General features: G+C 47.6%; 22 protein-coding genes, 1 tRNA gene and 1 pseudogene. 12 read left to right on the top strand and 12 right to left on the bottom strand.

Features of this window, described 5'->3' with window-relative positions; all coding sequences use genetic code 11:
* Window positions 1-143: 143 nt before the first annotated feature.
* Window positions 144-509 carry a hypothetical protein gene (locus AB1552_08335; protein MEW6053779.1) on the top strand — a complete coding sequence of 122 codons (366 nt, stop codon included), beginning with the start codon at window positions 144-146 and terminating at the stop codon, window positions 507-509.
* A 413-nt stretch (window positions 510-922) separates the two neighbouring features.
* On the opposite strand, the gene AB1552_08330 is transcribed toward AB1552_08335, so the two are convergent.
* Window positions 923-998 (bottom strand) — tRNA-Ala (locus AB1552_08330).
* A gap of 956 nt (window positions 999-1,954) precedes the next feature.
* Between AB1552_08330 and AB1552_08325 the strand changes: the two genes are divergently transcribed.
* Genes AB1552_08325 through AB1552_08315 form a run of 3 tightly spaced genes read left to right on the top strand, consistent with a single transcriptional unit; the run spans window position 1,955 to window position 3,325 of the window.
* A complete protein-coding gene (locus AB1552_08325; GenBank protein ID MEW6053778.1) occupies window positions 1,955-2,386 on the top strand; it encodes an Hsp20/alpha crystallin family protein in 432 nt (143 codons plus the stop codon).
* A 24-nt stretch (window positions 2,387-2,410) separates the two neighbouring features.
* Window positions 2,411-2,818: an Hsp20/alpha crystallin family protein gene (locus AB1552_08320; GenBank protein ID MEW6053777.1), complete on the top strand. Its 408-nt coding sequence runs from the start codon at window positions 2,411-2,413 to the stop codon at window positions 2,816-2,818.
* A gap of 15 nt (window positions 2,819-2,833) precedes the next feature.
* The gene (locus tag AB1552_08315) at window positions 2,834-3,325 is read left to right on the top strand and encodes an Hsp20/alpha crystallin family protein (protein ID MEW6053776.1); all 492 of its coding nucleotides are present in this window, start codon (window positions 2,834-2,836) and stop codon (window positions 3,323-3,325) included.
* 59 nt (window positions 3,326-3,384) lie between these two features.
* On the opposite strand, the gene AB1552_08310 is transcribed toward AB1552_08315, so the two are convergent.
* Window positions 3,385-5,082: a PAS domain S-box protein gene (locus AB1552_08310; GenBank protein ID MEW6053775.1), complete on the bottom strand. Its 1,698-nt coding sequence runs from the start codon at window positions 5,080-5,082 to the stop codon at window positions 3,385-3,387.
* Window positions 5,083-5,268: 186 nt separating this feature from the next.
* Between AB1552_08310 and AB1552_08305 the strand changes: the two genes are divergently transcribed.
* The 4 genes and pseudogenes from AB1552_08305 (at window position 5,269) to amrB (ending at window position 10,091) form a co-directional block, all read left to right on the top strand.
* Window positions 5,269-7,386 carry a hypothetical protein gene (locus AB1552_08305; GenBank protein ID MEW6053774.1) on the top strand — a complete coding sequence of 706 codons (2,118 nt, stop codon included), beginning with the start codon at window positions 5,269-5,271 and terminating at the stop codon, window positions 7,384-7,386.
* Window positions 7,387-7,455: 69 nt separating this feature from the next.
* Window positions 7,456-8,436, top strand: a pseudogene (gene amrS / locus AB1552_08300) (AmmeMemoRadiSam system radical SAM enzyme).
* A 33-nt stretch (window positions 8,437-8,469) separates the two neighbouring features.
* Window positions 8,470-8,601, top strand: a complete 132-nt coding sequence (locus AB1552_08295) for a hypothetical protein (GenBank protein MEW6053773.1) — start codon at window positions 8,470-8,472, stop codon at window positions 8,599-8,601.
* A gap of 20 nt (window positions 8,602-8,621) precedes the next feature.
* Window positions 8,622-10,091, top strand: coding sequence for an AmmeMemoRadiSam system protein B (gene amrB / locus AB1552_08290; protein ID MEW6053772.1), 1,470 nt, complete (start codon window positions 8,622-8,624; stop codon window positions 10,089-10,091).
* Window positions 10,092-10,103: 12 nt separating this feature from the next.
* On the opposite strand, the gene AB1552_08285 is transcribed toward amrB, so the two are convergent.
* Window positions 10,104-12,815, bottom strand: a complete 2,712-nt coding sequence (locus AB1552_08285; GenBank protein MEW6053771.1) for a PAS domain S-box protein — start codon at window positions 12,813-12,815, stop codon at window positions 10,104-10,106.
* Between the two features lie 469 nt (window positions 12,816-13,284).
* On the opposite strand from AB1552_08285, the gene AB1552_08280 reads away from it, so the two are divergent.
* The 3 genes from AB1552_08280 (at window position 13,285) to AB1552_08270 (ending at window position 16,982) form a co-directional block, all read left to right on the top strand.
* On the top strand, window positions 13,285-15,528 hold the full coding sequence (locus AB1552_08280; protein MEW6053770.1) for a vitamin B12-dependent ribonucleotide reductase: 2,244 nt from the start codon (window positions 13,285-13,287) through the stop codon (window positions 15,526-15,528).
* Between the two features lie 74 nt (window positions 15,529-15,602).
* The gene (locus tag AB1552_08275) at window positions 15,603-16,217 is read left to right on the top strand and encodes a hypothetical protein (protein ID MEW6053769.1); all 615 of its coding nucleotides are present in this window, start codon (window positions 15,603-15,605) and stop codon (window positions 16,215-16,217) included.
* A 21-nt stretch (window positions 16,218-16,238) separates the two neighbouring features.
* A complete protein-coding gene (locus AB1552_08270; GenBank protein MEW6053768.1) occupies window positions 16,239-16,982 on the top strand; it encodes a cytochrome c3 family protein in 744 nt (247 codons plus the stop codon).
* A gap of 24 nt (window positions 16,983-17,006) precedes the next feature.
* Here AB1552_08270 and AB1552_08265 read toward each other — a convergent pair whose 3' ends face one another.
* The 7 genes from AB1552_08265 to AB1552_08235 all read right to left on the bottom strand — a co-directional run bounded on the left by AB1552_08265 (window position 17,007) and on the right by AB1552_08235 (window position 23,173).
* Window positions 17,007-17,597: a hypothetical protein gene (locus AB1552_08265; protein ID MEW6053767.1), complete on the bottom strand. Its 591-nt coding sequence runs from the start codon at window positions 17,595-17,597 to the stop codon at window positions 17,007-17,009.
* A gap of 100 nt (window positions 17,598-17,697) precedes the next feature.
* Window positions 17,698-19,029 (bottom strand): pitrilysin family protein, encoded by a 1,332-nt coding sequence (locus AB1552_08260; protein MEW6053766.1) that lies wholly within the window; start codon window positions 19,027-19,029, stop codon window positions 17,698-17,700.
* 305 nt (window positions 19,030-19,334) lie between these two features.
* The gene (locus AB1552_08255; GenBank protein MEW6053765.1) at window positions 19,335-21,197 is read right to left on the bottom strand and encodes a PAS domain S-box protein; all 1,863 of its coding nucleotides are present in this window, start codon (window positions 21,195-21,197) and stop codon (window positions 19,335-19,337) included.
* A gap of 84 nt (window positions 21,198-21,281) precedes the next feature.
* Complete coding sequence (locus AB1552_08250) at window positions 21,282-21,746, bottom strand: YkgJ family cysteine cluster protein (GenBank protein ID MEW6053764.1); 465 nt, start codon at window positions 21,744-21,746, stop codon at window positions 21,282-21,284.
* Window positions 21,747-21,865: 119 nt separating this feature from the next.
* Window positions 21,866-22,177, bottom strand: a complete 312-nt coding sequence (locus tag AB1552_08245) for a hypothetical protein (protein ID MEW6053763.1) — start codon at window positions 22,175-22,177, stop codon at window positions 21,866-21,868.
* Entirely contained in the window at window positions 22,177-22,494 is a 318-nt protein-coding gene (locus tag AB1552_08240; protein ID MEW6053762.1) for a DUF2250 domain-containing protein, read from the bottom strand. Before AB1552_08240 ends, AB1552_08245 begins: the two co-directional genes overlap by 1 nt.
* A complete protein-coding gene (locus tag AB1552_08235) occupies window positions 22,478-23,173 on the bottom strand; it encodes a YkgJ family cysteine cluster protein (protein ID MEW6053761.1) in 696 nt (231 codons plus the stop codon). Before AB1552_08235 ends, AB1552_08240 begins: the two co-directional genes overlap by 17 nt.
* A gap of 220 nt (window positions 23,174-23,393) precedes the next feature.
* Between AB1552_08235 and AB1552_08230 the strand changes: the two genes are divergently transcribed.
* Window positions 23,394-23,648, top strand: coding sequence for a hypothetical protein (locus tag AB1552_08230; protein ID MEW6053760.1), 255 nt, complete (start codon window positions 23,394-23,396; stop codon window positions 23,646-23,648).
* Between the two features lie 294 nt (window positions 23,649-23,942).
* Here the strand turns inward: AB1552_08230 and AB1552_08225 are convergent, their stop codons facing one another.
* A complete protein-coding gene (locus AB1552_08225) occupies window positions 23,943-24,131 on the bottom strand; it encodes a CooT family nickel-binding protein (GenBank protein MEW6053759.1) in 189 nt (62 codons plus the stop codon).
* Entirely contained in the window at window positions 24,124-24,555 is a 432-nt protein-coding gene (locus tag AB1552_08220; GenBank protein MEW6053758.1) for a DUF3842 family protein, read from the bottom strand. The genes AB1552_08225 and AB1552_08220 overlap by 8 nt, the downstream gene beginning before the upstream one ends.
* Window positions 24,556-24,586 lie beyond the last annotated feature (31 nt).

Raw genomic sequence — 24,586 nt, 5'->3', positions numbered from 1 at the left:
AGGCGGCCTGGCGTATTGCCGTCGAGGCCTGGCTGAATAAGAAAGGTTTTGTAACCGTGACCCTGAATGGAAAAGTGTTACCCAGTTTTTTCTGATTTCGGTATCATTAACTCATGGCGTGCACAATGACTGGGATAGCCCGTTTGATAGAACCGATCAAGGGAGATATTACAAATTGGAGTTTCTTTCTGGTGAGTTATACGATAGTTGGCTTAAACCAACAAGTGTTCTTAACTCAGACGCTATCTCTGCTTCCGGTCGCTATGATTTCTATTGTGAGTACTTTTTTATTAGGATGGCTTATTGAGGCAGTCAGTAAGATTTCTCACCTCGAAAAAAAGAAAACCATAAGTATTGTGTTACTCGGAACTTTGAAAAATTATGGACTGGCAGGTGGCTTAGCACTATCTTTTTTCGATACCAAAACTGCTCTTCCATCGACGGTTTCGGTTGTTTTTATGATTGTTTATATTATATGGCTTGAATTTAAGAAAAATCGTCTTGAATAATATTGAAAATAGACCTTCTTTCTAATTGCTGGCCATTTGCCTTGCCATTGAAATGCGACATTGATTCGGAAATGTTTAAAAGCTAATGAAGTTCAACAATCCACATTACTATGTGTTATAAACTCTTTTGGGATGTTGGTCTCAAATCAAGACTTTAGGGAGTTATGTTGAGCTCAACATAGAGGAAGAATTAAACGCCAGTCCTTACTTCTTGAAACTGCAGACAGCCCATTTCCCAGTCGAAACAGTTAAGAAAAGGATTATGACCGCTTGATAAACAATCAATTTCACCCGCTTTTTTATTTATATATGATTGCATATATTTCTACCGTTTTAGATATATTCTTTCACGTTTTTGTCACGTTTTGGGCAATCAAGTTGTCACACCAATACGCGTAACCCCTTGATTTATATGGTGGAGCTGATCGGGATCGAACCGACGACCTCTTGAATGCCATTCAAGCGCTCTCCCAACTGAGCTACAGCCCCAGGAATTTATAAAATAACACATTTCTCCCTTATCCTGTCAATGGAGTCACTAAAATTGTGCACTTTTTGTGCACTTGGCATTCCGTTAATCGTCTGATCGAGAATATCTTCGGCCTTAACTTTGTGAGAGGGTGTAATCAGTCGCAAATAGCAGAAGACCTGCAAAATTTATTACACTCTTCCTCACGTGCCATGCCCAAAACGCTCCTTGTAGTGTACCTGCAGGCATACCAGTTACCAGTGCCTTTCTTGAATGATTTAATGCCATCAAGAGTTCTGCCATCGCAAAAAGCATTTGAATCGCATTTTACACATCTGGGCTTGTTCGCACTGCACCACCTCTCGCACTCTGCCTTATTCTCGCTGCTCTTGGAAAATGCATCATCAGACATTATCAGGCAGAATAACGCGGCAATTCCTATGAATATCCATGGTTTTTTTATCTCGTTTTCCTCCTTTGATAGTTTTACGTGTTCCCGGATATAGCTGATGCATCTCTGCTCTCTTTGCTTTTCGTTTACGGTCTTTTTCCAATTATTTTTTCCTGCTGATTAACACTTGGTATCTGTTCTTCCGTAATATTCACAGACACCTTTCTATAATGAGTGGTCATTTTGGGGCAAAAGGTTCACAGCTTTTTTTACAGATATCCTCTGAGAAGCATTTATAACAAAATATCATTTGAGCCATTGCTGTATTAACCAATGGCATGTGGACATGAACTTCCAGATAAGGTAACCTCTGATTCTCATATTTTTTATTGTGCAGACAACATCCGATACTTTGATTGTCCGTTGCCCACCCACGCAATTCTTTCATAAAAACCTATTGACATTTCCTGAAAATATGTTATATATAAATTAATTAGCACTCTTTATAGGAGAGTGCTAATTTCGGAATGTTTATGTGTTTTGTCTTATCCCAATCATTTTTATTCAAAAAGGAGGTGACGCAGCATGTTATGGTCAGATCTTGAAAGAGTCGGGAGGTTTATGGAACCGTGGAAAGAGTTCGACCGCATTCACCGCGCATTGTCGCGGTGGACAACAACGCCGAATATCGAGTTTCCTGCACTGAACGTTTGGGTGGCAGGAGACAACGCCGTTGTCACGACCGAGATTCCGGGCGTTGATCCGGGAGCGATTGACATCTCCGTCGTCGGCAAATCCCTCACGATCCGCGGATCGCGCGATCCCGAGATATTGAGGGAGGGAGAGGCGTTCCACAGAAGAGAGCGCTGGTCCGGCCAGTTCACCAAGACCATCGAACTGCCCTTCAGTATCGATGCGGCAAAGGTCGAAGCAAAATTCATAAAGGGAGTCCTCCACATCGGCCTCCCCCGTGCAGAAGCGGACAAACCGAAAAAAATCACTGTAAAATCATTGTAAGTTCTTACGAGGAGGTGAAGAAGTATGGCAGATACTGCAAAGGATGTACAGAAGAAACAGGCCGAAGCGCCTGAAAAGGGAGAACTCACAAGGGCTGGAAGGCTTTACACTCCCGCTGTGGATATCATAGAGAGGAAAGACGATATTCTCGTTACGGCTGATATGGCCGGGGTCGATGAGAAGTCCGTTGACATCACGCTTGAAAAGAATGTGCTGACCATTTACGGGAAGGTTGAACCATTTGTTCCTGAAAAACACACCCTGTATGTCTCGGAATATGGTATCGGTGACTATCAGAGATCCTTCACTCTCACTGATGAGGTAGACAGGGAAAAGATTCAGGCCTCAGTGAAAAACGGCGTCTTGCGAATCGTTCTGCCAAAGGCAGAAGCGGTCAAAACACGAAAAATAACGGTAAGAGCAGAAACGTAAAAAGGAGGAATTACTATGCCGAAGAAGAATGTCGTGCCCTCTGGAAAAAAGCCTTTGCCGGTACAGCGCGGGGAAGCCAATCCTTTTGCGCTGTTTCGCCAGGAGATGGACAGATTGTTCGACAATTTCTTCAGCGGGTTTGAGATGGAGCCATTTAAAGGCAAGTTTGGCGCATTCAGCCCCAGTGTTGATATCAAGGAAAGCGACAGGGAGATCAGGATTTCCGCTGAACTTCCGGGCATGGATGACAAGGATATCGATGTCCTTCTGAACAGGGATTCCGTAACCATAAAAGGCGAAAAGAAGGAGGAAAAGGAAGACAAGGGCAAGGATCATTATCGTATGGAACGGTCTTTCGGATCATTCACCCGCACCATACCGCTTCCTGCAGAGGTCGATATGGACAAGGCAAAAGCAGACTTCCGGAAAGGCGTGCTGACGGTTACTCTGCCAAAGACCGCCCGCGCAATTAAGGAAACAAAGAAAATCTCTGTCAGAGCTGAATAAACAAGAAAAGAGCCGGTACGGGCACAGAACAGAGATGTCTGCGTACCGGCTCTTCAGGATTAATTCCTTGCTCTATGTTTCTTCAGCTCTTCCTTCAGGGCTGCAGCCTCTTTTTTTAATTCGATCATCCTCAGTTCCCGGCCAACCGCCAGATTGTAAAAATCCTCCAGCTCCTTTATCCTTTTATTCAGTTCCGCCTTACTTTTTTTCAGGCTTGCCTCAGTTTTTTCAATGTCTGTGATATCACGGAGCGTGCCGATCATCCCTATTGCATTACCTGAATCATCCCGTAGCAATGAATTATGCATGAGCGAAGGAAAGACCGTCCCATCGCGTTTTACATGCCAGATTTTCCCGCTGAATTCCCCCTTCTCCAGAATCTCCCTGTTTGCGGCATCCACCGAAGGCATCTGCTCAGGGGTATGGAATATGGAAAGGTGTTTTCCGATAAGCTCATCCGGAGCATACCCGTGGATTGATGCAAAGGCATCGTTCAGGAAAAGGATGTGGCCTGCAAGGTCGACCATCGCGACTCCCTCACTCGTCTGTTCCAGAACCGAGGTAAGCAGCCTCAGCCGTTCTTCAGCCTTTTTCCTCTCGGTAATATCAGTCGCGATATGGATAACCTTCAGGATATTGCCGTCCTTGTCAAGCACCGGAGTGCAGGATACAAGATAGGTACCGCCCATGGCCTCCATCTCCATTCCGGCGATTTCAAGGCTGCGGGAAACACGCATTTTTTCCATTGGACAGTCCTTGGAAGGGCACTCAGTATGATGGAAAATCTCATAGCATTTTTTCCCTTTGGCTTCCTCCTCAGTCCTGCCGGCAGCTTTTACTGCCGCCCGGTTCGCCATCATGATATTGTGCTCTGCATCGAGAATGATGGTCGGATGTCCGATCGCCTGAAAAATGTCCTCCCATTCGCGCCGCGCAACTTCCAATGCCTCACGCGATTTCTTCCGCTCGGTAATATCTAGAAGGGAAGCGATGCTTTTCTTTGTTCCGGGTATCAGATCGATCGTGATATAAATATTTTTTCCTTTTCCGTTCCTGTCGGTAATCCGGAATTCATAATTACGCGGAACTGAATCAGGGTCGATTCTTCTCATCACGTGATACTTCTTCATCCTTTCGAGGTCTTCCGGCGAGACGAATTCCGTCCATTTCCTCTTGCCTTCTATTTCTTCTCTCGCATACCCGGAGAGCTTTTCGGTCTCCCTGTTTACGAGGGAAATCATCATGTCCTCCTCAAAGATTATCATCGCCGTACCGGTATTCTCAAATACTGCCCGGTATTTTTCCTCCGAAGCCTTCAGGGCCTCTACAGCCTTTTTCAGCGCAGCCTTTTCCTCAACCTCCCGCAATGCCCTTTTCACCGAAGGTACAAGCCGGGAAAGCCGCTGTTTCAGGACATAATCCGTTGCACCTTTTTTCAGTGTCTCAATTGCGAATTCCTCGCCCATTGCTCCTGTTGTGAGTATGAATGGCACATCGGGTTTCTGTTGTTGCACCAGCTCCAGCGCTGATAACCCGTCAAACTGCGGAAGGGAGTAGTCCGAGAGGATGATATCCGGAGCAAAGTCACTGAGTTCCCTCACGAATTCCTCTTTTGAGTCGACCCGTTTTGAGGTAAAGTGTATGCCTCCCTTCAGCAACTCCTGCTCCATCAGTTCTGCATCCGCAAAAACATCTTCAAGGATAAGGATGCGGATTGCGCCCTGATTTTGCTCCTCATTATGCCTGTTTGTGTTCATTTCATCATGAGGGTGATTGTTTCTCTGCAAATTTCTTTTCATATGAATGCTGTCAATAGATATGGCATATCACCTGATAAAATCCTATCACAATCCGAAAAAAATGCCAAATCACGAGACTGTTCAGGAAAAATTACCCCTTATTTTTTGTATGCGGAGATTGTATAGTTATTGCAGGAACCTGAGATGACGCACTTGCATTCATCAATCCCCTACATCGTGATGGGGTTCTCTTCGATGCTCCTTCAGATTACTGTTCTTCGCCTGCTGCTTGCCACTTTCTCGGGGAATGAACTGGATATCGGGATTACCTTGTCCTTCTGGCTTATTTATGTGGGACTGGGAAGTTATATCGGTCAGAATATCAGACTCAGAAACGCGTTTGTAGTATCTTTTCTTGTCATAGCCATGCTCGCACAGCCGACTGTTGTCGGCATAAAAGCGATACGGATAATCCTTTCGCTGGAGCCGGGTGAAGTCGTTTCCTTATGGGCAACAGTCCTTTCCACAGCCGTCATGCTTCTTCCGCTTTGCTTCGTGATCGGTCTTCAGTTTCCTCTGGCGGTCTCACATTCCGGGACTGTAAATGCAGCCGGAAAGGTATACGGGCTCGAGGCACTCGGCGCCTTTCTCGGAGGCATACTGTTCACTTTTGTTCTCTCCTCAAGAATACCGGCATTCGAGCTCTGTTCAGTGATTTCCGCAGTAAACATTCTCATGGCGATCTGGTTGTCAGGAAAGCGCAAAATTGTCATTTTGTTTACCATTCCGCTGATTTTCTATCTCAGTCTGCATAAGATTACAGTTACCCTTCCCTGGCACGGCCTTGAGGTTTCCCATACTGCCGAATCCAGATACGGTGAAATCGCGGTTATCAATATCGGAAACCAATCAAGCGTCTACGCAAACGGCCATCTCCTGTTCACCTATCCGGACAGTCCTGCTGAAGAAATGAATGTGCATCTTGCGATGGCCCTTCATCCTTCTCCCTCAAACGTCCTGATTATCGGTGGATCTCCGGGAATTATAAAAGATTACTTGAAGTATAACGTGCATCATATTGATTTAATTGAACTTGATTCGAAGATTGCGGAAGTCGCAATGAAGGTTCTCAGTCAGCAGGAAGATCTGAATGCAATAAAAAACAATAAAGTCAGCATACGCATTCAGGACGGCAGGAGATACATAAAGGGTCTGCGGCAGCCCCGGTATGATTTCATTGTCTTGCATCTTCCGCAGCCCTCGACGGCAAGCATCAACAGGTTCTACACCAGGGATTTCTTCAGAGAAGCAAAGGGTGTCCTCCGGAAAGACGGCATCATTGCGCTTTCACTGCCGTACTCAACAGGGTATATAGGAAAAAGGATGCAGACGGCAAGCGGCTCCATATATAACTCCCTTGCGTCTGTTTTCAGGCATGTTGAGGTGACCTCCCAGGAATACGGGAGACTTTTTGCCTCAGATGCGGCTTTCTCCGTTGCACCTGAGATTCTCGAACACCGATTTATGCAGAGGGAACTCTCTACACGCTATTTTAACCGCTACATATTCCGTGATGCCTTCTCTCCCTACAATACAGAATATGTCAGGCAACGCCTCGAAGAAGTATCCCTGGAAAATACTGACCTCAGGCCCTCTGCCTATCTTTATACCGTCATGCTCTGGGAAGAGAAGCATGGGGGAAGATTTCTCACCTTCCTGCTTACTGTCCGGCAAGTGCATGTCGTTCTTTTTTCCTCGATCATCTTCGCATGCATCTTATTGGCAGCATTCGGAAAAAAACGCAGGACACTTTTTTTCTCCGTCTTTGCCACAGGGTTCTCAGGCATGTCGTTTATGCTCGCCGTGATACTTGCCTATGAGTCGATCCACGGATTTGTGTATGAGATGATCGGCCTCCTTTCCGCCCTGTTCATGGCCGGACTCTGGACCGGAACCGTCATCACCAGGAAAATGCGGTACGCCCTGCGGGGACTGTGTGCCCTTGAACTGGCAACGATCCTTACGGCTTCAGTATCTTCCCTGTTTTTCAATGAGGAGCTTTTCTTTTATGTGCTCGTGTGTCTGTTCGGGATGATCACCGGAGGGCAGTTCAGCACGGCGAATCTCTCTCTCGCAGATAAAGAGGCCGGAGGCAAACTATACGCCTTTGACCTTGCCGGTTCTTTTCTCGGGGCATTGCTATCGTCCCTGATCATCATTCCGCTTTTCGGGGTTTCTAACGCCCTTCTGCTGATAGCGATGATAAAAATGTTTTCCGCGGTATTGGTATTGCGCATAGCGGCAGGTTCCTTGCAAACTTGAGAACTCTCCTTTGACCTGCGCGGCAGTTCATGATATGGTTTCGAGTTTCAACACAAAAAGTTTTATAATACTTCTATGGGCAAGACAGTACAGTGCGAACTCTGCCCGAACGGATGCGTGCTTGAAGAAGGGCAGCGCAGCAGGTGCAGGACAAGGGTGAACAGAAATGGCACATTATACAGCCTTGTGTATGGAAAGCCCTGTGCAGTGCATGTCGATCCGATCGAGAAAAAGCCATTTTTCCATTTCCTTCCCGGCACCTCAGCCTTCTCGATCGCAACCGCCGGGTGTGTACTTAGCTGCAAGTTCTGCCAGAACTGGCAGATATCACAGGCCAGTCCGGAAGATACCGACACGTATGATCTCCCTCCCGAAAAGGTGATAAAAAACGCCCTCTCCTACAGATGCAAATCTGTCACGTACACGTACACAGAACCTACCGTCTTTTATGAATACATGTATGATACTGCGGTCATTGCAAAAAAAAGCGGGATACGGAACACGATGCATTCCTGCGGCTATATCAATGAAAAGCCTCTCAGGAGATTATCGCGCTATATGGATGCGGCAGACATTGACCTGAAAGGCTTTACCGAAGACTTTTATGCCAGGATCTGCAATGGACGCCTGAAGCCGGTTCTCGATTCCCTCGTCGTCCTGAAGGAGGAAAAGGTCTGGCTCGAGATAACAAACCTGGTTGTCCCTACTCTCAATGACGACATGAAATCCATCAGGGACATGTCCAGATGGATTATGAAGAACCTTGGTGAAGATGTTCCCCTGCATTTCTCGCGGTTTTTCCCCCATTACAAGCTCACGAACCTTCCCCCAACCCCTCTGGAAACTCTTGCAGAGGCAAGGAAAACCGCGATGGATGCCGGATTGAGGTTTGTCTACATCGGCAATATACGCAATGAAGCAGAAAGCACTTTCTGCCCCAAATGCAAAAAACTGCTCATAGAAAGAATAGGATATTTTGTGAAACAGAATAATGTCTCAGACGGTAAATGCAGATTCTGCAGGGTTGATATTCCGGGGGTATGGACTTAAGGGTGTGAGAAAAAGTGACAGAGGTATTATAAGATGAAAAGAAGAGTTTTTTTAAAGACACTTTTACTGGGGGCCATGCTCGCCCTATTCGGGAAAAAAGTGAAGGCAGAGAAGAAACCTGCACCGCAGATGAAGGAAGCCATGTTCTGGAAAAGGCTCGATTGATGTTTGGAGGAAGGGGAATTATGTCAAAATATGTCATCGTATCAAGACATTATTTCAGCGACGCTTTTTCTTCCCCGAAAACGCTCATGAGCCTTCTCTTCCTCTGTATGCTCGTCCTCACCCCTTTCTCTTCCGGATGCACCGAACAGGTGAAAGAACCTGCCGTTGCCGGAACATTCTATCCTGCAGACAGCAAGGAACTGAAGGATTCTGTTGATGCCTTTATTTCAGGGGCAAAAAAAGGGCAATGGGACGGCCGGCTCATCGCGCTGATTTCGCCGCATGCAGGATACCGGTATTCGGGACAGGTCGCTGCCTACGGGTACAGGGAAATCAGCGGAAGTGCCATAAAAAATGTAATCCTTATAGGTGCGAGTCATCACACAGGATTTAAGGGTGCATCAGTCTTTGCAAAAGGGAAATTCAGGACACCGCTCGGTGATGTAAATATACATGAAAAACTGGCATCCCGCCTCCTGAACGAAAGTGCGGACGTAAGGTTTTATCCTGAGGCGTTTGCGCGTGAACATTCTCTGGAAGTACAGCTTCCCTTTCTTCAGACAGTCCTTGAAGACTTTGCAATAGTCCCTATCCTTATCGGTTCCCCGACAAAACAGACGTTCGACCATCTTGTATCAAAACTGACAGCAATGGTGGACGAAAAAACCTTAATCATCGCAAGCACAGACCTTTCCCATTATCACAGCTATCAGAAGGCGCTGGCCATGGACAACAGAATTATCTCTGCTCTCGAGAGACTTTCTTCCATGCACGCAGGTCAGCTCCTGCAGAACGGCGAGGCTGAACTGTGCGGTTCGTTTCCTGTCATTATCTCGTTGGAGGTGGCAAAGAGGCTCGGTGCGACATATGGTGCACTGTTCAATTACGCAAATTCAGGGGATGTCACCGGAGAAAAAGGAAAGGTAGTAGGCTATGCCTCTCTGGGACTGTTTAAAAGCCCTTATACCGAAGAAGAGAAGAAAGAGCTTCTCGGTTTGGCCAAAACGGCTGTGACAGAACATGTGACATCAGGAAAAACCCCGGAGCCGGAAACGGTGAACAGAAAATTCAAGACAGACGGGGCGGTGTTTGTCACCATTAAAAAGAAGGGATCTCTGAGGGGATGCATCGGGCATGTCCAGGCGGTCATGCCCCTGTATCAGTCAGTCATAAAAAATGCCGTCGCAGCATCCTCAGGCGACCCGAGATTTCCTCCGATGACAAGAGACGAATTGCCTGATGTCGATATCGAGGTCTCGGTGCTTTCTCCGCTGAATCCTCTCAAGGATATTGATGACATCCAGATCGGGAGGCATGGCCTGGTGATCCGAAAAAGCTCCCAGAGCGGCCTTCTTCTCCCGCAGGTTGCGTCAGAGCAGGGATGGGACAGGGGCACATTTCTTGAGCAGATTTGCGCAAAGGCAGGGCTTCCGAAAGATGCATGGAAAGCTGCCGAACTGTTCACGTTCACCGCAGAGACAATAAAGTGAGCACCGCGTTATTTATGGAATGCCGGGGTCTGAACCTTCCCGGTATCTCTTCAGATCGCCTTTCAGACGATCGATTTCTTCTTTCAGTTCAATCATCCTGAGTTCCCTGCCGATAGCGATGTCATAAAAATCTTCCAGTTCCCTCATTCTCTTCTTGAGTTCTTTGTCGCTTTTCTGCAGCGCCTGTTCAGCCCGCGCGCGCTCGGTAATATCTCGTGATGCGCCGACAATCCCGGTAACGTTGCCTTTACTGTCTTTTACGGGAGACTCATCGATCTCAAGCAGCACCCGGTTCCCGTCTTTCCTGAAGAGCTCAAGCAGGTACGGTGGCTGCTTTTTTCCCGTCCTGATCGCGGTTTCGGTAACGTCAATACCGATTTCGTTCAGGGGATTATCGGTTACCAGATTTATCCACTCGATCATCAACTCCTCCGGCGCGTATCCAAGGATATGAAAAGACTGCGGGCTTATATAGGTAAGCCTGTGGTGAACATCATGGCTGTAGAATAATTCATTGCTGTGTTCAATGATATTCCTGAGCTGCTGCTCACGCTCTGTCAATGCCTGGGCGACTCTCTTGCGGTTGGTGATATCCCGCACAAAAGCCCACATGCTCCTGTTGCGTCCCTCTTTATCCTTCACCAGATAGGTTCGTAGTTCTATCGGAAACACTGAACCGTCTTTCCTGACATACTCCTTTTCATATACCTCTGAGTATCCCCTCACGAACACCTGTTCCTCGAGTATTTTCATTTCCATGGCATGCCATTGGATGGGGGTAATGTCCTTGTAGGTCTTTTCCCTCAGCTCAGCTTCCGTGTACCCGAGCATTTCACTGAAGGTCGAATTGACCTCTGTGATTCTGCCCTCCATATCAACCATGGCATAGCCGTCGCGGCTTCCTTCATAGAGCGCACGGTATCTTTTTTCAGATTCCCTTATTTTCTCCTCGGACCGTTTCCTCTGGAGAATTCTCCACATTTCATTCATAAAGAGACTGAGCTGAAGAATATCAGCATCGTTATAGTCGCCGGCCTTGTTTCCAACTCCCGCGATCGCAACGATTCGCTCGCCGTCAAAAACCGGGATGCTCAGATGATTTGCAATATGAATATGGCCTTCCGGATACCCTTTCTTTCCCGTCAGATTCTGGTAGTCATTATGCACTACAGGCTTTCTCATTCGTATGCAGTCGGCCCAGACCCCCGCTTTTTTGAGAGAATATATGCCGACCTTTTCAGTGGAACATTCCTTATATACCTTTTTTGACCATATAAATAATTCGAGGTTGACCTGATCTTCATGCATGAAGTGCAGGTATCCGACCCTGCTTCCTGAGAGACGTATTGCCTCTTCCAGGGCAAACTCGATGACTTCCTGCGCTGAGGCGTCCGTAAACTGGCTCAGTTTATACAAAGAATTTATCCTGTCTTTATTCAGCAGTAGTTCTTCTTCCATCTTTCTCCTGTCTGAAATGTCCAGAAAAGTAACGACCGCTCCCACTACTTCATTCCCTCTCAACACAGGATACGACCAGTACTCCGTGGAAAAACTCGTTCCGTCTGACCGCCATAACACCTCGTTATCCACATGAATCTGTTTACGCTTCTGAAAAGCCTTATGAATAGGGCATTCTACTTCGGGGTAGGGTTTTCCATCGGGTTTCGTATGGTGGATCATGGTATGTATATGCTTTCCTATAAGCTCCCCGGCATCGCGGTACCCGAGAAGTCGCAGGCATGCGGGATTACAGAACGTGCATTTCCCCTCAAGGTCCAGGCCATAAATTGCCTCAGCAGTCGAATTCAGCAGAAGACGTATCTTTTCCTCTCCCCTGCGCAAAGCCTCTTCATGCATCTTCCGTTCAGTGATATCCGTAAATGTCCCGATCAGTCCCTGCAGCTTACGGTCAGCGGAAAATACCGGCGCCCCGGAAACAACAACGTTGCGCCTCTTTCCGCGTTTTCCGGCAATCTCAACCTCATAGGTCGAACCAATTCCCCGTTTACGCTTCGCATGTTCGCGTTTCATAATCGTGAGGCTTTCCGGAGTGAAAAACTGATGATAGGTCTTTCCCTCCAGCTCCTGACGATGATCGATCTCGAGCATTGCGCACATCGCAGGGTTTGCATAGATGGTATGACCGTGAAGGGTTATATGCCATATTCCGATAAGCGCATGTTCTGCAAGTGTACGGTACAGGTTTTCGCTTTCCTTCAATGCTTCCCTCATGCGCACCGTCTCAGTGACGTCCCTTACGATCTCAATCCCCGCGATGATGTTTCCTTCTGCGTCCTTCAGCGGGGATGCGGTAATTTCCACGTATTTTGTGACGCTGTCTGTTTTCAGTTCCCTTTGCACCGTATGCACGTTTCCGTCCCTGAAGGCAACAGCGACAGGACACCCCTTGCAGACACCCCTGTTCCCCTGATACGCCTTATAGCAATATTCGCCGACATGCAGTCCCATGAGGCTCCTGTGGGTCTCATTTTCATAAAGAATCCTGTATTTTCTGTCCTGGATGCTTACTCCGTCACCAATCGCCTCGAGAACCTTGGCTGCTTCCATGATTTGCCGGTTCAGGTCTGTAACGGCTGCGGCGGGTGTTCGCACTTTTTTGTATGCAGACGTCCGTGATGCCTGTCTGCCGGATTTATTCTTCATGTCGTCTTGCATTTTGTGCGCTTGTATCTGCAGAATTCCCGGAGGCTTTTCTTTTTTCATTATAACAGAATCAGCATCTCCTTTCACCCTATCGAACACAGGACGCAATCGTACATGAACACCCTGCCAACATTCGGCTTATGGGAAATATCATTTCAAATCAACTTCTTAGAAGGGCTTCACTTTTTTCTTGACATCCACAATATATTGTGGTTAAATTTCATGAAAATTCACTAAAATACAATCTATAGATAGTGGAGAATACGATTTGCAATGACGTCCCGCGGGGGAGCCTGTGATTCCCTGTAAGGGGTTCCATGACTGGTTCGAATGCCTGAAATGCCCTCATTTATGTACCAGAGCATGCCCGCTCGAGGGAGAAAATGTTATGGAAACGATGGAAAGGCATATCCGCGTTTTTTCTGCGGCTTTCACAGAGGAAAAGCACTATCGAGGTGCTCTGGAAAAGTAATCGTCAAACAAAATAGACATATTGAAGGACTCATATGAACACAAAAAAGGGGGAGCAATGGATGCATTGAAAAGTTTTTTTCTGTCACCGAACGCTTTGAAGGTTCTTGAAAAAAGATACCTCAAAAAGGATGAAGAGGGGAATGTGGTCGAGACACCCGAGGACCTGTTCAGCAGAGTGGCAAAAAGCATCGCCTCGGCTGATCTGAACTATGGCAGATCCCTTGAGGATGCAGCAGGCCTGGAAAGAGAATTTTACTCCATGCTGACGTCTCTGGAGTTTCTGCCGAACAGCCCCACCCTCATGAATGCGGGCAGGAGGCTCGGCCAGCTCAGTGCATGCTTCGTGCTGCCGGTCAATGATTCGATGGAATCGATATTCGATGCGGTAAAGAATACCGCGATAATCCACAAATCAGGGGGAGGCACTGGGTTCAGCTTTTCGAGGCTGAGACCGAACGGCGATATCGTCGGCTCTACAAAGGGCATATCCTCGGGGCCTGTTTCCTTCATGACGGTCTTTGATACCGCCACTGAGGCAGTAAAGCAGGGAGGGACCAGAAGGGGCGCAAACATGGGCATTCTGAGGGTTGACCACCCCGATATCCTCAGCTTTATTACCTGCAAGGACGACAATACCAAGTTCAACAACTTCAATATCTCTGTCGCAATTACCGACGAATTTATGCAGGCGGTGGCGGAAGACAAGACATATGACCTCGTCAACCCGAGAACAAAAAAGGTGACGAACACCCCGAAGGCAAAAGATGTCTTTCATCTTATTGTCGAACACGCATGGAAGAACGGGGAACCCGGCATTGTCTTCATCGACAGGGTCAACGCATCGAATCCAACTCCGAAAATCGGGAACATTGAGTCTACCAACCCCTGTGGTGAGCAGCCGTTGCTGCCCTACGAATCCTGCAACCTTGGGTCTATTAATCTGGCGAAAATGGTGAGTGAAACGCCTGACAGCGCATCCGGAACCATAATACGCAAAGTGAACTGGGAAAAATTGAAAAAAACCACATGGAGCGCTGTGCATTTCCTCGATAATGTCATCGATGTCAATAAATACCCCCTGCAGAAAATAGAAGAGACGACAAAGGCCAACAGAAAAATCGGCCTCGGCGTCATGGGATGGGCGGATATGCTCATTCAGCTCGGGATACCATACAACTCTGAAAAGGCAACAACTCTCGCTGAAGAGGTGATGGGATTCATTCAGACGGAAGGGAAGCACGCGTCAGCAGCGCTTGCTGAAAAACGGGGTGTTTTTTCAAACTTCGAGGGAAGCATCTATGACGGCAAAGTCCGGCTGAGAAACGCAACCGTTACGACAATTGCGCCGACGGGCACGCTCTCAATCCTTGCGGGCTGTTCCTCGGGGATTGAACCCCTCTTTGCAGTGTCGTTTGTAAGAACAGTCATGGAGGGCACCAAGCTTATCGAGATAAACCCATATTTTGAAAAAGTTGCAAAAGAACGCGGATTCTGGTCCAGGGAGCTCATGGAAAGGATTGCGGACAGGGGGTCGGTCCAGGAGTTTGACGAGATTCCGGCTGACGTGAAGGCTGTCTTTGTTACCGCGCACGATATCACGCCGCTGGAACATATAACGATGCAGGCCGCATTCCAGAAGTTCGTGGACAACGCGGTCTCAAAAACCGTCAACTTCCCGCACAAGGCAACCCCGAAGGATGTTGAGGACGTCTATCTGCTCGCATATAAACTCGATTGTAAGGGAGTAACTGTCTATCGGGATGGATCGAGGGACCAGCAGGTTCTGACAAAGGGCAGGAAGGACGAGAAGCGTGCGATTGAATCCCGGCAGAAGATAGTGCCGAGGAAAAGACCTGATATGATAAAAGGCGCAACCCGATTCATGAAGACAGGCTGCGGAAACCTCTACGTGACTATCAATGAAGACGAGGAAGGGCATCTCTTCGAGCTTTTTACGTCAATGGGCAAGGCCGGGGGATGCGCTGCAAGCCAGTCGGAAGCGATCGGCAGGCTCGTCTCGCTCGCGTTCAGGTCGAATATAGAACCCGATGAGGTGATAAAGCAGCTCAAAGGCATATCCTGCCATTCACCGACGTGGTATGAAGGAGGGAGGATTATGTCCTGCTCCGACGCCATTGCAAGGGCGCTCGAAAGATACCGTACAAAGGGCGAAAAAGGCAACGGTGACAGTCACAAGGTAATCATGCTCATGGGGGCATGTCCCGAATGCGGCGGAGCGGTCGAACAGGAGGGTGGATGTGCCGTCTGCCACAACTGCGGGTTTACCCGCTGCGGGTGAAAATATCCCTTTATTTCTTTTTCCGGACACAATTGATATAGTAATACACTTTAATTCTGAGAGGAGGTCTTTGTATGTATCAGAAACTCATTTCACTGTTCGTCATTGTCGTGTTCATGGCAGGAATCTCGGGGTGTGCATCGATCCCCGAAGAACATAAAGGCGCAGCAACAGGGGCAGGGATCGGGGCAGCCGCCGGTGCAGCAGCAGGAGCCCTTGCGGGCTCAAAAGGTGCGAAGACAGAGATGGCAGTACTTGGCGGATTTCTGGGTGCGCTCTCCGGCGGGTTAATCGGCCATTATGCCTATGATGAGCAGCAATCAAAGGAAGAGACCTCAAAGAGATACAAATACAATCCTTCAAAGGGATTAATGCTCAGAATCGAAAGCGCATCAGCAGTTCCCGCAAAGGTGAGTCCCGGTGAATCTGTAGATATCAGGATGACGTATGCAGTACTCGGAGCTGCGCCCGGAAAGGAACTGCATGTTACCGAGACGCGCGAAATAAAGTTCAAGGGGGAAATTTACAGCAAACCAAAAGTTCAGATTACCCGGACAGACGGTACCTATTTCTCGCGTTTGCCCGTTACCCTCCCGCCTGACGCCAAAAAGGGGAAATACACTGTAATAGTCACCGTTCAGACAAAAAATATAAGCAACTCAAAAGAAACGGCTTTTTTTGTAAAATAGCGTGTTTCTGCTGATCTGATCGTGAGTGCAATTCCTGTATCGGCTGTCAGGCTTTTTGCAGTGCTGATCGTTTTTGTGCTGACAGGCGGACTATGTACCATTCAGGCTGCCGCAAAACCGGAACCTTCCTGCCTGAAATGCCATCCTGAATTCAAGAAATCCGGCAAACATGTCCATGCCGCCCTTGCAACCGGATGCACATCGTGCCACATGACAGATAACGGTAAGGCACATCCCCGGCAGAAGGAGAGTGTCACACTCAGAAAAGAAGAGCCCGGACTCTGCTTTACATGTCATAAAGAATCATCATTCAGGGGCAGGGAAATCCATCCACCGGTTGCAGAAGGGAAATGCACCGTCTGCCACAACCCGCATCGGTCCAAATCAGAAAATCTGCTTCCCGCCCAACCGCCGGAATTCTGCTTTACCTGTCATGACAGGGCAAAATTCACAAAAAAATATATCCATGTGGTTGCCATGGGAAGGCGGTGCGACTGCCACAATCCTCATGCCAGTACACATCCGAAGCTTCTCTCAGCCCCGGTGAATGAAATCTGCAAGGGCTGCCATCGGGCAAAAGCACACGGAATACATGTGATAGGGTCTCTGCCGAATGGGAGGATTCATCCGATCGGGGGTGTTCCTGACCCGAAAAAGCCAAAAACAATAATGAACTGCGCGAGTTGCCATGACCCGCACAGTTCAGACTATCCGAAGCTGTATACGTCGAAGAGGATATGCAAACGCTGCCATAAATACTACTGATCGGGAAAACTGCATCCCGGTATTCTACTGAACCTCTTCTTTAAGCTGCTGGATGATTCCTGCAAATTCCATATTGAACTGCTGCTCATGCTCAGAAAGATACTCAGCCAGTTTGGCCTTCACCGCCTCATCAACCGATACCGTCATCTGCATCACCGTCCTGCCATCGGGTGTTCTGACAGGCTTCATGCGCAGCTGCGGATGCATTTCAATCTGCTTTTTCAGATCATCCTCAAGACGTTCCCTCATCGACTCGAATTCTTTTTTCAGTCCCGCGATATCATGAAGGGCCGATTCTATAAATGCAGTCCTCGGGTTGTCTTTCAGCGTCTCCAGCGCCAGAATGCCCTTTTGCCTGATTGTAAGTTCTTCATCAGCCCCCGTCATACTGATGGTGTCAATCAGGCTCAGTTGGGCCATCTTCAACAGCCCGGGCTTGCCCTTCTTTAACTGCTGCCACAAGGCATTCGAATCGATCTTCTGCTGATAGTAGTCTTTCAGGATGGATGACAGCATCTCCTCATCCTGTATCCTTTCTTTTTCTTCAGGTGAAAGACCGCCTATTTTTCCGGCTTTTTCCAGTGCGATCTCAAGCGCACTTTTTACTTTTCCCATAGCGCCTCCTTGTATATGTAAGACAGTTCAATGCACAGTGCGGAGAAATACTACGCATATTTTATGTAAACCGCGGGAAAAATGTAAGGCAAAAAAATCATTATGGCTGTCCGTTTTCCCTCGGAATCAGGATACCTGTAATACTGTTGTCGTCGGTAAAATACCTTTCTGCTGCTTTCATTATATCCCCGGGGGTTACCTGTCTGATTCTTTCAAGATAGCGGTTGGCATGTCTCCAGTCTCCGAGCATCTCGAAAACCGCATATCTCTCGGCAAGTGTTTCGACGGAATCCTTCCCGGTAACATAATCTGCTTCAATCTGATTTCTCGCTTTCGTGATTTCATATTCTGACAGCGGGACAGTTCTGATTATTTCTATCTCGGCACCGAGCGCCGTTTCGAGTTTACGTATATCAGTCCCAGGGGCAGCTTTTGCATCGATGAGAAACAGGCTGGAATCCCTGCTCAACCCGATATACTCGGCATCTGCTTCAAGAGCTACCTTTTTCTCATAAACCAGTGAACGGTAGAGTCTGGAACTCTTTCCCCCTGCGAGGATGTATTGAAGGATATCAAGCGCAAAGTAGTCTTCATCCGGAAAGACAGGAGTATGGTATGCACGCAGGACATACTGGGTTTCTGCTTCCCGCTTTAGGGAGACCCTCCTCGCTCCTTCCTGAATCGGCTCGTCAGTGCCGACAGGTATGCGGGGAGCTCCTGAGGGAACGGACGCAAAAGCCTTCTCTATTCTTCCCGCTATCTCGTCTGGTCTTACATCTCCCGCAACCACGACGAAAGCATTCTCAGGAGCATACCAGGTCCTGTAGTAGGATGCCAGATCTCCCCTCTCGATTGTCTTGAGATCCGACATCCATCCTATGACCGGCCTCCGGTACGGATGCACCTTGAACGCAATCGCCCTGACTTCATCAAACAATGCGACATGCGGATCATCTTCATGTTCCAGTCTCCGCTCTTCCATGACAACATGCTTCTCGGCTTCGACATTATCCGGAGATAAGAGAAGATTCCGCATCCTGTCCGCCTCAAGTCCGATCGAAAGAAAGACTTTTTCGGAAGGGAAGACCTGATAATACACGGTATAGTCATCTGTCGTATAGGCATTATCCTCACCGCTGTTCATCTGGATAATTCTGGCGAAATCCGCAGAACTGCAGTCTCTCGTGCCCCTGAACATCATATGCTCAAGCAGATGACTCAGACCGGTTTTTCCTGCCGGGTCATTGCGCGAACCAGTCCTGTACCATATCTGAAATGTCGCAACCGGGGCCTTGTGTTCTTCGATCACAAGAACCTTAAGACCGTTTTCAAGCCTGTATTCTCGTACTTCAGCCGCAGACGCTGACAGCGGAATGATTATGAAAGCTGCGACAACAATGCATACAAATCGCTTCACAGGAATACATACCATATCGAAAACCTCTGGTCCATATTATTCATAAAAATGGGAAGAGTGGCTGAGGATGGAGTATTTGCGCGGATTCTTTTGCTGATAGTCAAATATACCATATGAAAAATAAAGAGGCAAACGCCTCGCAGCGAGGAACGACCGAGAATGAGAAAAAAATACGCTGTCCTCAGGATAATCAGAAAAATTTATGAATAATATGGGTTGGGATTCTCTGCTATGCAAGGCCTGACAGGAAAAAAGGCATTGCCCTCTTGAGCCGGACCTGAGGATACCACGTTCCTGACTCCGCATCTGACAGGACAATTCTATAACTGCTTCTTTGCCGATTTGAGAGGTGCAATAAGGACTGCATGGGTGCCGGAACCGGGAGCAGAATCAATCTTGAAATGTCCGCCCAGATATTTCAACCTTTCATGGATGGTAAAGAGTCCGAATCCGCTGGATTTGCTTGAGTGGGGATCAATCTGGGACACATCAAACCCTATGCCGTCGTCTTTCACATCAATAATCACCCTTTTATAATCCCTCTGTATGGACAACGTGATAGTATGTGCCTTCGCATGCCTCGATACGTTGATCATCAGTTCGCGGACTGCCTGATACAGGAGCACCGCTGTCTCGTCACTCAGCGGCTTGGGCTTCAGGTCATCTTCGAAACGAAAGACCAGTCCGAGCTGTTTCTGGAACTGATATCCGAGCCATTTAAGCGCTGATTCAAGCCCCTCTTCATAGAGCAAAGGCGTCCCCAACTCGAACGTCAATGTTTTGGTATATTCGACAGTCTGCTCGATAAGGTCTATTATCTCTGATGCGGATGCCTTAAGATTTTCCTGATCGACCGATTGTGCCATGATCTCCAGCTTGTTTTTGCAGAACGAGAGCGTCCGGCCGACATAGTCGCTTAGCTCAGTTGCTATGCAGCGCCGTTGCCTTTCCTCGACCAGTGACAGCTCTGAAGCGAGCGACCGCAACTGTTTCTGATAGGACAAAAGCTTCTCGTCAGCTTTCTTGCGGTCGGTAATGTCGGTAAAGATGCCGAAGCTGCCGATAAATTTTCCTTCTTCGTCGAAAAGAGGACTCGGGGAAACAAGGGTATGTACTTTTGTATTGTCTTTTCGCGTCAGGGTTATTTCATAGAGGGATGAACCGCCTTTCACTCTTTTTGCCCATTCTTTTCTTAATATCTTCTGGTTTTCCTTGTCCAGCGTGACATTTTCATGGTACCCGATAAGTTCTTTGCGGCTGTATCCTGTAATATCGCAGAACTGGTTATTCACAAAGGTGATAAGGCCATCCTTGTCGACAACCGACAGCCCTTCATTCATGGTTTCTATAAGCGTCCGGTGGTATTTTTCACTCTGCTGAAGAGCTTCTTCTGCTTTCCTTCGCTCTGCAATCTCCTGCTGCAGTTTTTCATTCAAAAGTATTAATTCTGCAGTACGCTCCTCTACCCGGTGTTCGAGTTCATCATGTGCCTTCAGCAATGATGTCTCGGCCTGTTTACGTTTGGTTATTTCTCTGGATATGCTGCTTATCGTCTCATTCGTAATTTTTTTCAGGGATTCCAGCAATTCAATCTGCGATGTTCCATACACCTTCGCGTTCAAATCCCCTCTGGATACCCTGTGCAGCACATCGAAATGCTCTGCAAGAACGATTGCAAATTCATGAGACTGGTCGACAATTTCACCGATTTCTTCTGCCGTTAAATTGACAATATGCTTTAATTTCTTGATCAGATCGATCTTCGATTCCTCACGGATTCTCACAGTCGGATCACCGGAAGAAATCTTTTTGAGCGCTTCAAACACTTCTGAAAGGCTCAGCGCAAGTTCCATGCTCATTTCTTCTAGCTCTTTGTCCCTGCGGGTAACAAGTTTACTGTATTCCTTTATCTGCTCACTTATAAGGTTCAGGGTATGCTTCATCGCATAGACGTCGCTATTCGTCCTGAACACCTCGCACGCAAGGCACATCTCTATCTTTTCCAGAAACTTTCCCTGAATGTCGTTTCTGCAATGGGTTCCTGAATAAAGCCAGCAGGAAAGGTTTTTGGAATGGTATGCCGGGCAACTGGTCTCATCACAATGAAAGAATTCCCAGCATTTGAGCTTCTGGTTCTTTTTTGCTGTTAAGGTAACATTCGCTTCGGTCTTTTTCGTTTTCATCTCCGCAATCCTGTCTGATACTCCCTCTTTTTTTATTTTAGACTAAACGCCGATAATTCGGAAATCTCACCGGCCACACCGGCATTATTTCTGTTTTTTTGCAGGGAGATGATTGAAGACATCCTCGTGAAGAATGCCTTTTCCCCAGTCAAGCCAGACGTTCTTATCCTGCCTGCAGTCAAAATTCCGGCATCGTTCGGGCCTGTCGTCCCAAATCATGCACATGAGGGTTACCCGGTCAAGGTGTGGGCAGTATCCGTCTTCATCGCGTGCAATAAAGTAAGGCTTCTTGGGATTCCACTTTACAATCCCCTTTTCCACATCCCTTTTCGTAAGGGCAAAGATAAAACTGCAACATATCGCATTGCACAACTCCCGCCTTCCTCCCTCATCAAAAATAACGGGTTCCGCTGCTTCATCTTCATCGCCGTATACCACGAAGATTCTTTTCTCCATCAGCTTTTCGATCATCTGCCGGATATATGCCCGCTGCTCTTCAGGCAATTCTTCTTCGGATATATCAGTGTCGCTCTTGTCTTCCGTATTCACCTGTTCACCTCCGGTCGAATATGCGCCCGGCAGTTTTTTGCGGGACGTTTTGGCCCTCTTTTCCGTGCATTGCAGAACACCGCACTGCCGCTCCGGAATTTCATATGAAAAAACTGTTTTCAGAGTATTTTCCTTCTGACACTACAGTGCCCGGATTCTGAGAACAGTCCCATATTGTAGAGCCTGATCTTGTTGCTCCTGGGAAATTCCCTTTTCAGGAGCATAGTCAGTAATTTTTTTATCTTGAGATGCGTCACATGGAATCTCTCCCTGAAAAAACCATCCTCAATGACCATGTATACATCCTTCGGCTGTTTCACTATAATGACAGATCTGTTCCGTTTATACGTTCGGAGATCGAGGCAGTGTCCTTCCGGAAGTTTCACGAGTTTCTCCATGACAGTTGCGATGATGTTTGTCTTGTCAATCATCAGACCTGTCTGTATGGTGGCCGAAGGTCCACCTGCGGTCTGCCGCGGAAATTCCTCATGAACAGCCTTCCCTTTCTTGTAAGGTCATAATAGGTATGGTTCCGGTGTTTCGTAACCCTGTTTCGCCTGTCGATACGGTAATCCACCATTGTGCCGGTCATGCGTTCAAGCAGCCCAGCTGCCTCAAGGCGCTTGATGCACCGGGTTACTGCCGTAATGTCTTCATTCAGCCGACTTGACAGCTTTTTTGCAAACACAGGCCCGGAATGATAGATATAGTAAAGGATCTTTTCTTCAATTTCAGTCTGGGGTTCCATGCTTTTCTGACCGTTGTACCGCAAGATCGAATGATGTCGCATTATCACCGTTACGGACTGCCAGCCCATGATCTTCCAGCAGTCTGGTCAGTGGTCTTCCGAAAATGAAGAACTCATACTCTTTTCTAATTCCGAGTTCTGTCAGTGCATGCGCGCGCATTGACTGATCCCTGCGGACAAATTCTCCAATCCGTGATAAGATTTCCTGTCTTGCCCCTGCTGATGACAGGCCGGCTATGAGCTTCTGTATCTCCATAACGGGACATTCCTGCTCATGCAACCTGATAAATTCCAGCACAGGGTCATTCGCATTGATAATGTCAGCCCGGACGATCGTATTTTTCCCGATCACGGATATCAGTCCGGACGTATCCCAGCACTTCAGAAGGCGGCATTCAAGAAAACGGTTCCTGTAAACAGAACACTCTGCATTTTTTTCTTCATAAAAAACACAGGACCACGCATCATCCTTGCCGATCACCCTGACCATCTCCTTTTGCACCTGCCGAAGCTTCCCGTACACAGGATCATACGCCAGTTCTCCCTTGCGGATTGTCACCAGATGCTGGTGACCGGCATGACCTTCACGCAGGATACTCTTGTCGTCATGGTGCAGTACCGGTCCTCCTTTCCGGCAGCAGGTACCGCACCGGTCACACCCGTTATTCTGTTTCGTCATACGAATCAGCATTTATTGCCCGCCATTCCCTGCTGTTTTTATCACTCCCCTCAAATTCCCTTTCATGCCGGGGTTCCCGCCTCACGGACTGTATACTCACCCGTGAAGAAAGAATACCTTTGCTCCTTGGCAGGAAAAGGTTTTTCCTGATCTTTTCCTCCGAGTTTCAAAACATCATAAAAACTACTATACTAATACTATAAAACATTAAGGAGGGATAATGATGGCAAAAGCAAGAATTATCACTTACGAATGTGAACATTGCGGAAATGAAGTAGTTGTCACGTCAACCGGAGAAGGAGTTCTGAGTCCTATTTACTGCTGCGGAATCGAAGTGGCAGAGATTTCAGCATCCGCACAAAAACCGGCAAAACCGAAAAAGAAGCCCGCAAAAAAACCTGTGAAAAAGAAAACTGCAAAGAAAGCTGCTCCGAAGAAAAAACCGTCATCAAAAAAGAAGACGGCAAAGAAATAGATGCTACAATAAAATACAGGGATACTGTCACCGCATAGCATCCCTGTATTTCTTCATTCAGTACCGCAATGATAAGACATACGCGGCATTGCGAGAGCAAAGTGACGAAGCAATCTCCTGCATCAGCAAGTCATAATCCCCCGGAAATCCGCGATCCGGAATGGTCTCGAATGCCAGCCAAGTCCTGACTTCATGAAAAGGGCAGAAGTACTCACATGAAACAGAAAAGGTTTTGGGCAACGCTGTATATGCTGCTTTTGGGACAGGAATCCCTGCGATACTGCGGAACGACTGCTATTTCTTTTCGAGCACGATCTTGTGTTTCAGAAGTGATACTTCCCTGATCTCCCCGTCAAAGACCTTTTGTTCCCCGAAGAGATTTCTGAGATATATCTTTCCGTCTTCCGGTTTCAGGATATCGACATTCTCGAGATACAGTTCCTCTTTTCCGTTGTGATAGACATAGGCATTTGCCTCACACATTCTGGCTCTCCTTTCCCAATTCATGCCTTACAGACTCGATTATCTTCTCTATCATGTGTGGCAACGGTTCTTTTTCAATCCCAATTATATCAATCCCCTCCTGGTTCAGAGGCAGGAGGATTTTTTTCGCTCCGGATATCAGGACCGCATCGGCCATTTTTGGCGTAAGTTCCCCGAGCATGGCATTGGGAAGAACAATGCTGAGCGGGCCAATGATCATCCCTGCCCGGCCGGCGTTCCAGACGATCGCATTTTCTCCTGTGGCCCCCTTATTCGCCCTTGATTTCATCATGGCAGAGGTCGCGGCTGCATTTGTGCCGAGTGCAAGGATATCCACACTGTCACCGAATTCATCCCTCAGCCTTTTTACGATCAGGCTACCTATACCACCGCCCTGCCCGTCAATGACAGCAACCTTGAACACATCATAAGTATAAAAATATGGCAGCTGAAAA

It is taken from the genome of Nitrospirota bacterium, assembly GCA_040754395.1.
In the GTDB taxonomy this organism is placed as follows: Bacteria; Nitrospirota; Thermodesulfovibrionia; order Thermodesulfovibrionales; family SM23-35; genus JBFMCL01.
Note: the sequence above shows the minus strand (reverse complement) of the source record. Positions and strands in the feature narration are given on the sequence as shown.